General features: G+C 58.2%; 15 protein-coding genes. 9 read left to right on the top strand and 6 right to left on the bottom strand.

What is annotated here, in order from left to right; genetic code table 11:
- Positions 1-3 precede the first annotated feature (3 nt).
- The gene (locus AB1E42_RS09895) at positions 4-1,089 is read right to left on the bottom strand and encodes a Hint domain-containing protein (RefSeq protein WP_368344080.1); all 1,086 of its coding nucleotides are present in this window, start codon (positions 1,087-1,089) and stop codon (positions 4-6) included.
- Positions 1,090-1,136: 47 nt separating this feature from the next.
- Here AB1E42_RS09895 and AB1E42_RS09890 point away from each other — a divergent pair, with 47 nt between their 5' ends.
- Together AB1E42_RS09890 and AB1E42_RS09885 are read left to right on the top strand one after the other, a co-directional pair.
- Positions 1,137-1,916 (top strand): SDR family oxidoreductase, encoded by a 780-nt coding sequence (locus tag AB1E42_RS09890; RefSeq protein ID WP_368344079.1) that lies wholly within the window; start codon positions 1,137-1,139, stop codon positions 1,914-1,916.
- 65 nt (positions 1,917-1,981) lie between these two features.
- Positions 1,982-3,064: an ABC transporter ATP-binding protein gene (locus AB1E42_RS09885; RefSeq protein WP_368344078.1), complete on the top strand. Its 1,083-nt coding sequence runs from the start codon at positions 1,982-1,984 to the stop codon at positions 3,062-3,064.
- On the opposite strand, the gene AB1E42_RS09880 is transcribed toward AB1E42_RS09885, so the two are convergent.
- Positions 3,061-3,690, bottom strand: coding sequence for a helix-turn-helix transcriptional regulator (locus AB1E42_RS09880; RefSeq protein ID WP_368344077.1), 630 nt, complete (start codon positions 3,688-3,690; stop codon positions 3,061-3,063). The two genes, AB1E42_RS09885 and AB1E42_RS09880, sit on opposite strands and share 4 nt — an antisense overlap.
- 277 nt (positions 3,691-3,967) lie before the next feature.
- Here AB1E42_RS09880 and AB1E42_RS09875 point away from each other — a divergent pair, with 277 nt between their 5' ends.
- From AB1E42_RS09875 to AB1E42_RS09860, 4 genes are all read left to right on the top strand, one after another.
- Positions 3,968-4,180, top strand: a complete 213-nt coding sequence (locus AB1E42_RS09875; RefSeq protein WP_368344076.1) for a twin-arginine translocase TatA/TatE family subunit — start codon at positions 3,968-3,970, stop codon at positions 4,178-4,180.
- 72 nt (positions 4,181-4,252) lie between these two features.
- Positions 4,253-4,705 (top strand): Sec-independent protein translocase protein TatB, encoded by a 453-nt coding sequence (tatB, locus tag AB1E42_RS09870; protein ID WP_368344075.1) that lies wholly within the window; start codon positions 4,253-4,255, stop codon positions 4,703-4,705.
- On the top strand, positions 4,702-5,574 hold the full coding sequence (gene tatC / locus AB1E42_RS09865) for a twin-arginine translocase subunit TatC (RefSeq protein WP_368344074.1): 873 nt from the start codon (positions 4,702-4,704) through the stop codon (positions 5,572-5,574). The genes tatB and tatC overlap by 4 nt, the downstream gene beginning before the upstream one ends.
- Positions 5,571-6,428, top strand: coding sequence for an ATP-binding protein (locus tag AB1E42_RS09860; protein ID WP_368344073.1), 858 nt, complete (start codon positions 5,571-5,573; stop codon positions 6,426-6,428). The genes tatC and AB1E42_RS09860 overlap by 4 nt, the downstream gene beginning before the upstream one ends.
- 19 nt (positions 6,429-6,447) lie before the next feature.
- Here the strand turns inward: AB1E42_RS09860 and AB1E42_RS09855 are convergent, their stop codons facing one another.
- From AB1E42_RS09855 to AB1E42_RS09840, 4 genes are all read right to left on the bottom strand, one after another.
- A complete protein-coding gene (locus tag AB1E42_RS09855; RefSeq protein ID WP_368344072.1) occupies positions 6,448-7,656 on the bottom strand; it encodes a LysM peptidoglycan-binding domain-containing protein in 1,209 nt (402 codons plus the stop codon).
- Positions 7,657-7,710: 54 nt separating this feature from the next.
- Positions 7,711-8,325, bottom strand: coding sequence for a protein-L-isoaspartate(D-aspartate) O-methyltransferase (locus AB1E42_RS09850; RefSeq protein WP_368346404.1), 615 nt, complete (start codon positions 8,323-8,325; stop codon positions 7,711-7,713).
- A gap of 32 nt (positions 8,326-8,357) precedes the next feature.
- Positions 8,358-9,143 (bottom strand): 5'/3'-nucleotidase SurE, encoded by a 786-nt coding sequence (surE, locus tag AB1E42_RS09845; RefSeq protein ID WP_368344071.1) that lies wholly within the window; start codon positions 9,141-9,143, stop codon positions 8,358-8,360.
- A gap of 68 nt (positions 9,144-9,211) precedes the next feature.
- A complete protein-coding gene (locus tag AB1E42_RS09840; protein ID WP_368344070.1) occupies positions 9,212-10,396 on the bottom strand; it encodes an FAD-binding domain-containing protein in 1,185 nt (394 codons plus the stop codon).
- Positions 10,397-10,536: 140 nt separating this feature from the next.
- Here AB1E42_RS09840 and AB1E42_RS09835 point away from each other — a divergent pair, with 140 nt between their 5' ends.
- The 3 genes from AB1E42_RS09835 to AB1E42_RS09825 all read left to right on the top strand — a co-directional run bounded on the left by AB1E42_RS09835 (position 10,537) and on the right by AB1E42_RS09825 (position 13,022).
- Positions 10,537-11,157: an ATP-dependent Clp protease proteolytic subunit gene (locus AB1E42_RS09835; protein WP_368344069.1), complete on the top strand. Its 621-nt coding sequence runs from the start codon at positions 10,537-10,539 to the stop codon at positions 11,155-11,157.
- A gap of 114 nt (positions 11,158-11,271) precedes the next feature.
- Positions 11,272-12,537 carry an ATP-dependent Clp protease ATP-binding subunit ClpX gene (clpX, locus tag AB1E42_RS09830; RefSeq protein WP_368344068.1) on the top strand — a complete coding sequence of 422 codons (1,266 nt, stop codon included), beginning with the start codon at positions 11,272-11,274 and terminating at the stop codon, positions 12,535-12,537.
- A 68-nt stretch (positions 12,538-12,605) separates the two neighbouring features.
- Positions 12,606-13,022, top strand: a complete 417-nt coding sequence (locus tag AB1E42_RS09825) for a RidA family protein (protein ID WP_368344067.1) — start codon at positions 12,606-12,608, stop codon at positions 13,020-13,022.
- Positions 13,023-13,032: the final 10 nt, after the last annotated feature.

Raw genomic sequence — 13,032 nt, 5'->3', positions numbered from 1 at the left:
GTTTCAGCTTTGCGACGCGCGGCGCAGAAGTTCGGCAATGTCATCGTTGCCAACGAGCGATTCAGCGATTTCGTAGTCGTGGTGGCGACGTCTTTCGTGAATGCCGCCCGTAGCAGCGAGGCGTTCGCGGATGTCATCTGGTAGGGCCTTGGTGGTGCGCGGGTCGATCATCAGGGATTCCGCTGCGATCCCCTCGGCATAGATGATGTGGTGGTCGTCAAAGAGCAGTTGGTAATAGTCGATAAAGCCGCCTTCTGTCTGCTGGATGGTGGTCCCGTTGACGAGATTGCGAGCCTTGATCAACACCTCGGGCCTGCCTGCGCCGAGATTATCGGAGCGCTGGTAGACGAAAATGCGGTGGTCAGGGCTGAGGCGAAGCTCCCGGTCATTGTGCAGGACACCTGCGGCAATGCTGACCGGCGCGAATGTGCCGGTCGCGCGGAACGTCGTGTGGCCGATCCAGCGGATTGCGCGGGGGCCATCGTCGCGCGTGAGAACACGGTCGCCGACGGCAAGATCCTCGACAGCGCGCATTTCGCCTGATGCCAGTGTAATGCGGGTGCCGGCGGCGAAGGAAACGAAGGCGGCCTCGGCGAAGCGGCGCGTTGCGGTCGTGCGGTCGATGCCGACCAGCCGGTAATCGGTATCTACATGCATTTCAGCAAGTGGCAGGAGGTAGATTTCCACCGCGATCCCGCCACCGACTTCGACGAAAATGATGGCCTCTTGTGTTGTGCCATCGGGTGTCATGAATGTGATGCAGCTGTCGAGATAGAGCCGGTGCTCAGGCGCGCCCCAAGCCGATTGGGGTGTGATGGCAAAGCCAGCATCCTTGCCATCGACTGTAACAGAGATTTCGCCGCGCAGGGACGGGTCGACCAGGCCGTAGATATCATCCATGATCAGTTCGTCTGCAAAGACCAGCGGATCGCTCTCAGCCGCGCCCGCCGTAACTGCGAAGGCGTCTGAGCGGTAAAGGTTCAGCAGTTGTGGGCCTGTATGATCCGGATCTGTCATTTCTTTGGTATTGGCTGTGGCGGCGTGGTGGACGATGAGGCGGCGGTGTCGTGATGGCCCGACCCTTGCCATAGTCAGTTTTGTAACCTAGCTCTGACGGTGATGCGAGGGAGGTTTGCATGGATTTGGGAATTAAAGGAAAACGGGCGCTGGTTTGCGCGGCGTCCAAGGGACTTGGGCGCGGGTGTGCGATGGCATTGGCCGAGGCGGGTGTCGATCTGGTGATCAACGCGCGGGGCGAGGAAGCGCTGCAGAAAACTGCCGAAGAAATCCGCACGACCTATGGCGTCACTGTGGTGGCTGTCGCCGCTGATATCACGACCGAAGAGGGGCGTGCGGCAGTTTTGGACGCTGCCGGTGATATCGACATCCTTGTGAACAATGCGGGTGGCCCGCCCCCGGGTATGTGGACAGATTGGGATCGCGAGGACTTCATCAAGGCGCTGGACGCAAATATGCTGGCGCCTATTGCGATGATCAAAGCGCTCGTTCCACAGATGATGGAGCGGGGCTGGGGCCGTGTGGTGAACATCACGAGCCAGTCGGTCAAATCACCTATCCCGCAGCTTGGACTGTCGAATTCCGCGCGGGCCGGTTTGACCGGCTATGTCGCGGGCACATCGCGGCAGGTTGCGCCTTATGGGGTGATCATCAATAACATGCTGCCGGGCATTCACGCCACGGACCGCGCCAAGAGCCTTGATCAAGGGGTCGCGGAAAACACGGGGATTGATATCGATCAGGCGCGTGAAAACCGCCAACAGACCATTCCGGCCCGCAGATATGGCACGGCCGAGGAATTTGGCGCGACATGCGCTTTCTTGTGTTCGCAGCATGCCGGGTTTATCGTGGGGCAGAACATCCTATTGGATGGCGGTGCCGTAAACGCGACGCTCTGACGCTTGTGCCTCCCACCCCGCGTTGGTAGGGAGAATTTACCCGAGCTAATTCGTCGGATACATTTGTGCATACTACACCACGCCTCGAAGTGAAAAATCTCATCCGCAGCTATGACGGGCTGCGGGTGGTGAATGATGTGTCGCTTTCGGTCATGCCCGGGAGCGTGATTTGCCTTCTTGGCCCGTCGGGCTGCGGTAAGTCCACGACCTTGCGCATGATCGCGGGCGTTGAGATGCAAGACAGTGGTGAGATCTATGTGGATGGGCAACTTGTCTGCGACACGATCACGCGCGTTCCCCCTGAGAGCCGCGAAATCGGCCTGATGTTTCAGGACTTTGCGCTGTTTCCGCACTTGAGCGTTGCGGAGAATGTGGCGTTCGGGCTGACCGGATCGGCACGCAGCAACCGTGAGCGTGTGGGCGAATTGCTCGAAAAGGTTGGCATGGCCCGCCATATCGACGCTTATCCGCATCAATTGTCTGGCGGTGAGCAACAGCGCGTGGCTCTGGCGCGCGCGCTTGCGCCACGGCCACGAATTCTATTGATGGACGAGCCGTTCAGCGGGCTAGATGATCGTCTGCGCGACGACATTCGCGATGAAACGTTGCAGGTGCTCAAGGGGGAAGGAACCTCCGTTCTGCTGGTGACGCACGAACCAGCGGAAGCCATGCGCATGGCTGATGAAATTGCGCTGATGCGCAATGGTCAAATCGTGCAGCGCGGGGCGCCCTATAATATCTACAACGCTCCAGCGGATCGCGAAGCAGCTGCTTTTTTTAGCGATATCAACCTGATACGCGGCGTTGTTGAAGGGGCGCTGACGGAGACGCCGTTTGGGCAGTTCCTTGCGCCGGGGGTGCCGGACGGTACGACGGTCGAGATCGTGATCCGACCGCAGCATTTGAGGATTGATTTTGATCGTGGGGGGCGTGGGCCAGATCCGACGCCGAAAGACGGCACGGCCGCGCGTGGTATCGTCGAGCGGGCGCGGTATCTCGGGTCTGAGAGTATTGTCGATTTCAAGATGGACTTTGACGGCTCTACGCTGCGCGCCGCTGTCCCGTCTGTCTTTTTGCCCGATCCAGGCACGCCGCTTTGGCTGATGTTCCGGCGGGATCGGTGCCACGTCTTTCCGGTGCGAGGCTAGTGCGCGGCGGTAAAGTGTTCGAGAAAGTCGTCGAGCGTTTTGCCGGGTTCGGGTAGAAATGCGCCGCCTGAAAGTGCGATTTTCGCGATAAGATCAACGCGCAAACTTATGAATTTATTGCCGTTTTCAGACCACGAGGTTAGGGTCCAGAGGCGCCCCCAATACTCAAGGTGAAGCGGTCGGACACGCATCGACTCGTCTTGCCCAGTTAAGGTTAGATCGAGAAACAGGTGTTCACGAAGGGCGCGGCGGAGAGTAGCGAGGTGGCGGGCCGAGGCCGCCGCTTCCGGACTTGAATAGACGAAAGTATCGGCGCCGTCGTCTTGCATACCCTGTGGCGTGACTGCGCCGATCTTGCCACGCAGGCTGCGCGCAGCAGCGGCGAGGGTTGTGTCTTCACTGGTTGCGACGAGGATCATTCCAAGGCGCAGCGCTTCAAATTCATCACGGTTGAGTGCCATTGGTGGCAGGCTCACCGGCGCACGCAGGACGTAACCCACGCCGCGTTCACCCTCAATCGGGATGCCGGAGCCGCTCAAAGTTGCCATGTCACGCCAAATTGTGCGGGTCGAAACGCCAAGCCGCCGCCCCAAATCCGCCGCGCGATGGAGCTGGCCGTCGCGCAAAATCTGGATCAGTTCGAAAAGGCGGTCATTGCGTGCGATGGCGGTCTCCGATCTCTGTTCATGTGTCAGTTTCTATGGCATGCGAGGTAGAATAGGCCTGCACGCAAGGGTTCTATATTTGTGGGCAACTGACAATTTGCTGTCAGCAGGCTTGCGTTGCAAGCGGTGTTTCCGGGGCAGAGGAGCATTTTCAGGCTTTTGTGCGCGTGAGCCGCGCCATAGGGTGAGGTGAACTTATTCGGGTGCATGACGCTGCGCCCATGTCAGGGAGAAAAACATGCTTAACAATATCGGTCTTCCGGGACTTCTTCTGATCGCGGTTGTTGTTCTGGTTCTTTTCGGTCGTGGAAAGATCTCGTCGCTGATGGGCGAGGTTGGCAAGGGCATCACCGCCTTCAAGAGGGGTGTTGATGACGGCAAGCAAGAAATCGAAGAACAAGCGGCTGCGGCCAAGGACGTCACCCCCGAGGATGAAAAAGACAAGGCGTAAGCTTTGGCGGGTCGGGAGCGTTGAAAGCGCCTCGCCTGATTTTCATTGTCTGCTCTGAGGAGGGTGCCGCCGATGTTTGGTCTTGGCTGGAGTGAAATGGTGCTGATCGGCATCGTTGCGCTGATTGTTGTTGGTCCGAAAGACCTCCCCGGAATGTTCAGGACGCTTGGGCAGCTCAGCGGAAAGGCGCGTGGTATGGCACGCGAATTCAGCCGCGCAATGGAGTCGGCGGCCGATGATGCTGGTGTGAAGGATATCTCCAAGACCATTAAAGCGGCGGCGAACCCGACTAAATTCGGTACTGATAGCCTCAAGAAGGCCGCGACGACGAGCTTCAAGCCGGGCGGGGCGACTGAAGCGCTTTCGAAAGAGCGCGCTGAATCTGCAGCGAAGTTCAAGGAAGCCAGTGCGAAAGCCGCTGCGGCGCGGAAGGAAAAAGAGGCTGCGGCCGAGGCGGAACAGGAAAGCGCTGCATCCACCGAGCCTGCTGAGCCGGCCGAGGATAAAACCGAGGACAAATCATGAGCGCGAGTGATGACATGGAGAATAGCGCGGCCCCGTTGATCGAGCATCTTGCCGAGCTGCGCAACCGACTGATCAGATCCTTGCTGGCATTCATCGTGGGGATGGTGATTTGTTTTGCGGTTTGGAACCCTATCTTTGATTTCCTGACCTTGCCGCTTTGTGATGCGCTTGCCGCGCGCGGACAAGATGACTGTGGATTGGTGCTTATTGCGCTGCAAGAGGGCTTCTTCGTTGCGATTTCGATCTCGTTGCTTGGCGGTTTGGTGCTGTCCTTTCCTGTGATTAGTTACCAGATGTGGCGCTTCGTGGCGCCCGGACTGTACCGGACTGAAAAGAATGCGTTTTTGCCATTCCTCGTGGCGTCGCCGTTCATGTTCTTTCTTGGGGCGTCGTTTGCCTATTTCGCAATCACACCGCTGGCGTTCGATTTCTTCCTAGGCTTCCAGCAGCCTGGCACGCTCATGGAGGGGACGGACGGGGCAACAGGCGTTGCGGGGATAGCGTTCCAAGGGTCGGCACAGGCCTATCTGTCGCTGACGATCAAGTTTATCGTGGCGTTTGGGCTGTGCTTTCAGCTGCCGGTACTGCTGACCCTGATGGGAAAGGCAGGGCTGGTCAGCTCTCGCGGCCTGAGAAACATGCGCAAATATGCAGTGGTTGGTATCCTATTGCTCGCCGCTTTGGCGACGCCTCCTGATGTCATTAGCCAAGTGATCCTGTTCGTGGTTGTCTACGGGCTCTATGAGATTTCGATCCAGCTGGTGCGCCGCGTGGAGAAGAAAAAGGACGCAGCAGCGCGCGCCGAGGGAGTTATCGGAGAGGGTGAGAGCCTCTTTGATGAGGACTTCGATGAGGACGAGAAGCCATGAAACTGGACGGGCCCGCCGACGCATTGACGCGAATAGCGGAAGCACTCGAACGGATCAGCCCACCGCCCGAAGCGGCGCCGGATTTCGGGCAGGCGTCAGCGTTTGTCTGGCACACGGAGCCGGACCGCCTTGTGCCGGTCAAGGACGTGTCCCGTATCTCGCTGTCATTGCTGGTGGGAAATGATCGCTCGCGTGACACGCTGCTCGCGAATACCCGTCAGTTTGCGAAGGGGATGCCTGCGAATAATGCGCTCCTGTGGGGCGCGCGCGGGATGGGGAAATCAAGCCTTGTCAAAGCAGTACATGGCGCTGTTAACGAAAAGTCCCCGCAGTTGAAGATCGTCGAAATTCAACGCGAGGATCTGCCATCCATCGGGCGCTGCCTTAACCTGTTGAGAGGTGCGCAGGAACGTTTCCTGCTGTTTTGCGATGACCTGTCTTTTGGGCATGATGATGCTCATTACAAGTCTCTCAAAGCGGTTTTGGATGGTGGTATCGAGGGGCGACCGGAGAATGTCGTGTTGTACGCGACATCAAACCGGCGCCACCTGATGCCGCGCGACATGATTGAGAACGAGCGCTCGTCGGCCATTAATCCTGCCGAAGCGGTTGAAGAAAAAGTATCGCTTTCTGACAGGTTCGGGCTGTGGCTGGGCTTTCACCCCTGTAGTCAGGACGAATATCTGGAAATGATACGCGGCTATTGTGATGCCTACGGGATCGATATCCCTGATGAGGTTCTGCGTGCAGAGGCCATCGAATGGCAGGCAACACGCGGATCGCGCTCAGGGCGCGTCGCGTGGCAGTATTTTACCGATCTCGCGGGCAGGCGGGGCGTACGCATCAAGGGATAGTCGCACGCCGGTACGCAGCTCAGGGGAGGAAATCCTTGGGATCGAGGCTTTCCAGTCCGCGCCGGATTTCAAAATGCAGGAAGCTTGGCGAGGTGTCGCGGACAACGCCCAGACTTGCGCCTTGTGTTAGGCGGTCATCCTTTGCGACGGTGATTTCTTCAAGGTTCGTGTAGACGGTCAGAAGTCCGTCGCTATGGCGGAGTACGAGGATCGCGACGCCGTTTGTGTCGCGGGTGATTGCGGCGACGACGCCATCGGCCGCTGCCTTGACGGGTGTTCCAGCTGCTGCGCCGATATCAATGCCTTCGTTCCGCCCCTTGGCGTAGTCACGGATAATGGAACCCGACACAGGATAGATGAACGGCGTATCAGCGGCTTCCTGTTCTTCTGGCTCGGGCGCGGCCAGTGCTGGTGCCTCAAGTGCAACTGCTGGTTCGGTGGTCGTGCTGTCGTCCTCGGGGAGGGGGTCGGCAGCCGAGGGCGGCTCGGGGGCGGTAGTACCTGTTCCGGGCAGCGTCACAGCCTCTTCTTCGGCCGCCGGTTGGGGGGTAGTTGGCGCGCTTCCGGAGGCGCTTTCGGGGATGAGGAGTGTTTGGTTCTCGCGCACGGAAAGTTCGGAGTCGAGGCCGTTCCATTCTGCGAGGACGCGGACGGGGATATTGTACCGCCGCGCGATGCCGAAGGCGGTTTCACCGCGCCTGACGCGGTGCTGAATTGGTTCTGGCCCTGTTTGGGCGGGTGTGGCCGCGGGGGCTGGCGGCAGGGTCGTCTCTGTTGCGGAAGGCGCCGCGCGATTGATCGCATCCTCTGCGAGCGTGGTGACATCGACACGGGAAGTGCCTGATCCACCGTTGGCCGCACCAGTTGTGGCATTTTCGGTGGCGACGGGTTGATTGAGGGCGATGATCTCACCAGCGCGGAGCAAGACGTTTGGAGCGATGCCGTTATATTCCGCTAGGCTTTGTGCTTCGATCCCAAGCCGCTGGGCAATCGCGGTGATCGTATCGTCAGGGCGCGTGACCACGACCTGATAGGTGGAATAGGTGATGAGGCCGCGGCTGTCCGGCGTCGGGCGCTCCAAAGGCATTGTGGCAACGTCGTTAGCGGCGAGCGTATTCCCGCCGAAGTTGCGCAGATCAAGGTCAAACTGCTCAGAACAGGCTGAGACAACAAAGAGCGCGGAGCTCAGAAGTAACGCCGAGCGCAGGTGAAATCGTGTCGCGGACATTCAAGGGCCTCAATATATATACCGGTCGTTTCGCCGGATTATTCTGCATTAACTCTAGTCGCCAAGTCCTTCAATTAAGGGGACAAATCTTACTTGGCGTAGTTCCTCGTACTCGTAGCCTGTCTCTGTTCGTGTGGCGCGGATCAGGGTTTGTACCGCGTCAGACTGGCCTACAGGCAACACCATGATACCGCCTACGCGCAATTGCGCCAAGAGCGGGCTTGGTGGATCTTCGGCGGCGGCTGTCACAAGAATGCGATCAAACGGCGCCTGTTCGGGATAGCCAAAGCTGCCGTCGCCGGTGATGGCGGTGATGTTGTGCAAGCCCTCTTCCTCGAAGATCGCGCGGGCATCCGCGACAAGGCGCTTGAAGCGATCGATCGTGTAGACCCTGCGGGCAAGTACGCTAAGGATCGCTGCTTGGTAACCGGAACCGGTTCCGACCTCGAGAACCTTGTCACGAGGCGAAACATCGAGCGCTTGTGTCATTAGCCCCACGACAGATGGTTGGCTAATGGTTTGCCCCGACGCGATGGGAAGCGGCACGTCGGTATAGACCTTGTCCGCGAAAAGGCCTTTGACGAAATGTGCGCGGTCGATGCGCTCCATCGCGGTCAGTACGCGGGCATCTGTGACGCCGCGGCTGCGGAGCGCGAAAAGGAACTGCATTTTCCGCTCGGCGATGGCGCCTACGTCATCTGTCACGAGAGCGCCTTTCGCAGATCCGCGAGGGTGGAATGGTCTGTCAAATCGGCGCGCATCGGTGTTACGGAGATGTAGCCGTCTAGATTAGCCTGAGCATCGGAGCCTGTGCCGGTTGGGCCGTGTTGCGCGCCGCCTTTGATCCAAAGAAACTTGCGCCCCGACGGCGACATGTGTGGCTCGGCTGCAAAGTAGCTGTCCTTACGGAAGCCCTGATAGGTCGGGGCGATGCCTTTGACTTGATTGGCGGGTACCGGCGGGAAGTTAACATTGTAGAACAGGCGATAGTCAGAGGTGTCCCAGTGGCCGTGATCGAGAAGTTTGCGCACTGTTTCGACGCCATGAACGGATGCGGCTTCGAAAGGGTCGTCCAGTTTGGCGTTTGCGGGCCCGTAGTACTGCGAAAGCGCAATTGCGGGGAGGCCTTGCAGGGCGGCCTCCATAACCGCGCCGACCGTGCCGGAGTAGAGCACGTTGTCAGCGGCGTTGTTCCCGCGATTGACGCCGGAAAGCACAAGATCGGGGCGGCAATCCGCCATAACATCGTAAAGAGCGGCCAGAACACAATCGGCGGGTGAGCCCTCGGCAGCAAAACGGCGCGGAGCAAGTTCCGCAATCATCATCGGGTGCGTGTAGCTGATGCAGTGGCCGACACCTGACTGCTCGAATGCAGGCGCGACGACCCAAACCTCGCCATCGGGGCCGGCCAACTCTGTCGCGATTTTCTCAAGTACGACCAGTCCGGGCGCGTTGATGCCGTCGTCGTTGGTGATGAGAATGCGCATGGAACCTCCTGCAAGTATTGTGGACATTCCTATGTCAGCCGCCACGCCACGACAAGACGGGCGTGCCCCTATGCCAGACTTTCGAGGATTTGAGGGATGATTTTGCGGAACCTGAAGAAACCATGTGTCGCGTGAGGCCACCAGCGCCGATCATAAGCGCGCATTACCTGAACCAACGGAGTGTCGAGGTTTGCTGCTGAAAGTGTGTCGCGCGCGGGGCCTATCGGCAGGTAACTGGTGACGATCTGTTCTATGTTGTGTGCTTTCACGACTTCTGCCAAGTCGGGGGCGCCTTGCAATTTGATCGCTCCTGACCAGCCGTGGCGTGCGAGGCAATCGGTCATGGCGGCATCCGTCCATGCGGAAAGGTCATTGCTGATGTGCAATGGGCTGCGGGCTTTTGTCGAATTCAATGTGGCGATGAGATATGGCGCGGGAGCGCCGTTCAACACCCATTCGGGCGATAAATCTTCCTCGGTGATGAGAAAAAGCGTGCGGGCGTTAGCGGCGGGTTTGGTTGCGGCAGGGAGCGGAGCGGGCTCGGGGTGCGGGGTAAATGCAAGCGGCTGTGCGGATTCGATAAGGCTGTTTGGCGCAAAGCGTCCAATGGTGAATTGCGCAATATTGCTACGGCTGGCGAGGTAGGCCTTACCTTCTGTTTGAATGCCTCCAACCCAGCGCCATGACAGCGTATTAGAAGCTGGGTCACCGTCGAGCAGGTGGCGCAGGAAGAAATCAGCGCCGAGCTCCCACGGCAGGCGCAGCGTGAAAATCCAAATCGACGCGAACCACATTCGCGCGTGATTGTGTAAATAGCCGGTCTGGCGAAGTTCTTTTGCCCAATGATCAAATCCGTCAATTCCTGTGGTTCCCTCACAGGCGGACTGCCATTGCTGGCGCAAGGCAGATTCGGTCTGGATACGGTTCAATGCGGCATGGAGGCCAGTTTGGTACTGGGTCCAGACGGCAGGGCGCATTTCCAACCAGCCCTTCCAATAGGTGCGCCAGACAACCTCTTGGACGAATTTCTTCTGCTGAGCAGGGGGGTGAAGCGCCAGCGTTTCCTTCAGGACATCCGCCTCCGTGATCATGCGATGGCGCAGGTAGGGTGAGAGGCCGGAAACATGAGGATGATTGGGTATATCGAAGTTGCGCAAGCGCGCGTAATCGTGCCCTGCCAAGGGCGCGAAGCTGCGCATTTTGTCTTGCGCTGCGAGAAATGACGGCAGGGCGAATGGGGTGTGTTCTGACATGTCGCGGAGCTAGTCTTCGCGGAATTGTCTTCAACCCGCCGAGATACACGAACGGGCCTTGAAGCCCCCGCAGCGCCAAACTAAGATTCCCTCAAGATACTCCGGTTATTGTTTAGAAATCCGAAAATGAGGCGGGCAGAATGAAAGATCCAATTGAAACGTATATGAACCTTGTTCCCATGGTGGTTGAGCAGACTGCACGCGGGGAGCGGGCCTACGATATTTTCTCGCGTCTTTTGAAGGAGCGGATCATTTTTGTATCTGGCCCCGTGCATGACGGGATGAGCCAGTTGATCGTTGCGCAGTTGTTGCATCTTGAGGCCGAGAACCCCAAGAAAGAGATCAGCATGTATATCAACAGCCCGGGCGGCGTGGTGACTTCGGGGCTCTCGATCTATGATACCATGCAATACATCAGGCCCAAGGTTTCGACGCTTTGTGTGGGGCAGGCTGCGTCAATGGGGTCGCTGCTGTTGACCGCAGGCGAGCCTGGAATGCGTTTCTCGCTGCCGAACAGCCGCATCATGGTGCACCAGCCTTCGGGCGGTTATCAGGGGCAGGCGACAGATATCATGATCCACGCGCAAGAGACGCAGAAGCTGAAAACGCGCCTGAATGAGATTTACGTCACCCATACCGGGCAGACCCTGAAGAAGGTCGAAGCGGCGCTGGAGCGTGACAATTTCATGTCGCCCGAAGATGCAAAAGACTGGGGCCTGATTGACGAAATTCTGACGCGGCGCGACGACGCTGGGGAATAACGGTCCCGATAGAGTGGCAGAAGACGGGCATTTTGGCGTTGTGGACCTGAAGCGCCTGTCTTACTGTTAGGGAACGGTCCGAACGTAAAACGGCACTGTGCCGAAAGGGGAAACATGGCGAATTCGTCAGGCAGCGACAGCAAAAACACCCTGTATTGCAGCTTTTGTGGCAAGAGCCAGCATGAGGTGAGGAAGCTGATTGCGGGACCGACCGTATTTATCTGCGATGAGTGTGTAGAGCTGTGCATGGACATCATCCGTGAGGAGACGAAATCCTCTGGGCTGAAGTCCTCGGAAGGGGTGCCGACCCCGCGTGAGATTTGTGCGGTACTAGATGACTATGTGATCGGACAGGTGCATGCGAAGCGCGTTTTGGCGGTTGCGGTGCATAACCACTACAAGCGGCTCAACCATTCGGCCAAAACTTCTGACATTGAGTTGTCGAAATCCAACATCCTTCTTGTTGGTCCTACCGGCTGCGGCAAAACGCTTTTGGCTCAGACGCTTGCACGGATTTTGGATGTGCCGTTCACGATGGCCGATGCAACCACGCTGACGGAAGCTGGCTATGTGGGTGAGGACGTTGAGAACATCATTCTCAAGCTGCTTCAAGCCAGCGAGTACAATGTAGAGCGTGCGCAGCGCGGGATCGTCTATATCGACGAGGTCGACAAGATCACCCGCAAGTCGGACAACCCGTCGATCACCCGTGATGTATCGGGTGAGGGTGTGCAGCAGGCGCTCTTGAAGATCATGGAAGGCACGGTTGCCTCCGTGCCGCCGCAGGGCGGACGTAAGCATCCGCAGCAGGAATTCCTTCAGGTTGATACAACCAACATCCTGTTCATCTGTGGTGGCGCATTTGCGGGGCTGGACAAGATCATCTCTCAGCGGGGCAAAGGCTCTGCCATGGGCTTCGGCGCGGATGTGCGCGAGGTAGACGAGCGTAATGTCGGTGAGGTGTTCCATGATCTGGAACCTGAAGATTTGCTAAAGTTCGGGTTGATCCCTGAGTTCGTGGGGCGTCTGCCAGTGATCGCGACGCTGGAAGACCTGGATGAAGACGCGCTTGTTACCATCCTCAGCGAGCCGAAGAACGCGCTGGTGAAGCAGTATCAGCGTTTGTTCGTCATTGAGGATACGAAGCTAACCTTCACCGATGATGCGTTGCGCGCGATTGCGCGGCGGGCCATCGAGCGGAAGACAGGCGCGCGTGGCCTGCGGTCGATCATGGAGGACATTCTCCTTGATACGATGTTCGATCTGCCCGGTATGGAAAATGTGACCGAGGTTGTCGTGAACGAAGAGGCCGTTGGCCCCGACGCTGAGCCGCTGATGATCTATGCCGACGAGCCCGAGAAGAGCGAAGCGCGGGCCTGATGATCGCGAGAATCGAATTTGGAGGCCGGCTCATTTGAGCCGGTCTTTTTTGTTTGGGAGAGGATGTGATGAGCGACCGGCGCCACATTTCGACAGGCTCGCCTTTCGAGGCGCGGATTGGCTACTCTCGGGCCGTCATCGACGGTGACTGGATTTTTGTGGCGGGAACAACCGGCTACGATTACGCAACGATGACGATCCCCGATGAAGTGAATATGCAGTGCCGCAATGCATTGGCGACCATCTCTGCCGCTTTGGCAGAGGCAGGGGCATCGATGGATGATGTGGTGCGGGTGCGCTACATACTGCCTGATCCGCAAGATTGGCCGAAATGCTGGCCCGAAACATCAAAGGCTTTCGAAAATGCACGACCTGCCGCGACGATGTTCGTGGCAGGATTACAGGAGCCTGAAATGAAGATCGAAATTGAAGTAACAGCACGCTTTCGTGAGCGTGATCAGGGCGGTGACGCGCCAAGTAAATAAAGTGGTTACC

This window comes from Pelagovum sp. HNIBRBA483 (assembly GCF_040931995.1).
Classification (GTDB): Bacteria; Pseudomonadota; Alphaproteobacteria; order Rhodobacterales; family Rhodobacteraceae; genus JAEPMR01.
The sequence above is the reverse complement of the archived record's forward strand: the minus strand, read 5'-3'. Positions and strand labels throughout refer to the sequence as shown.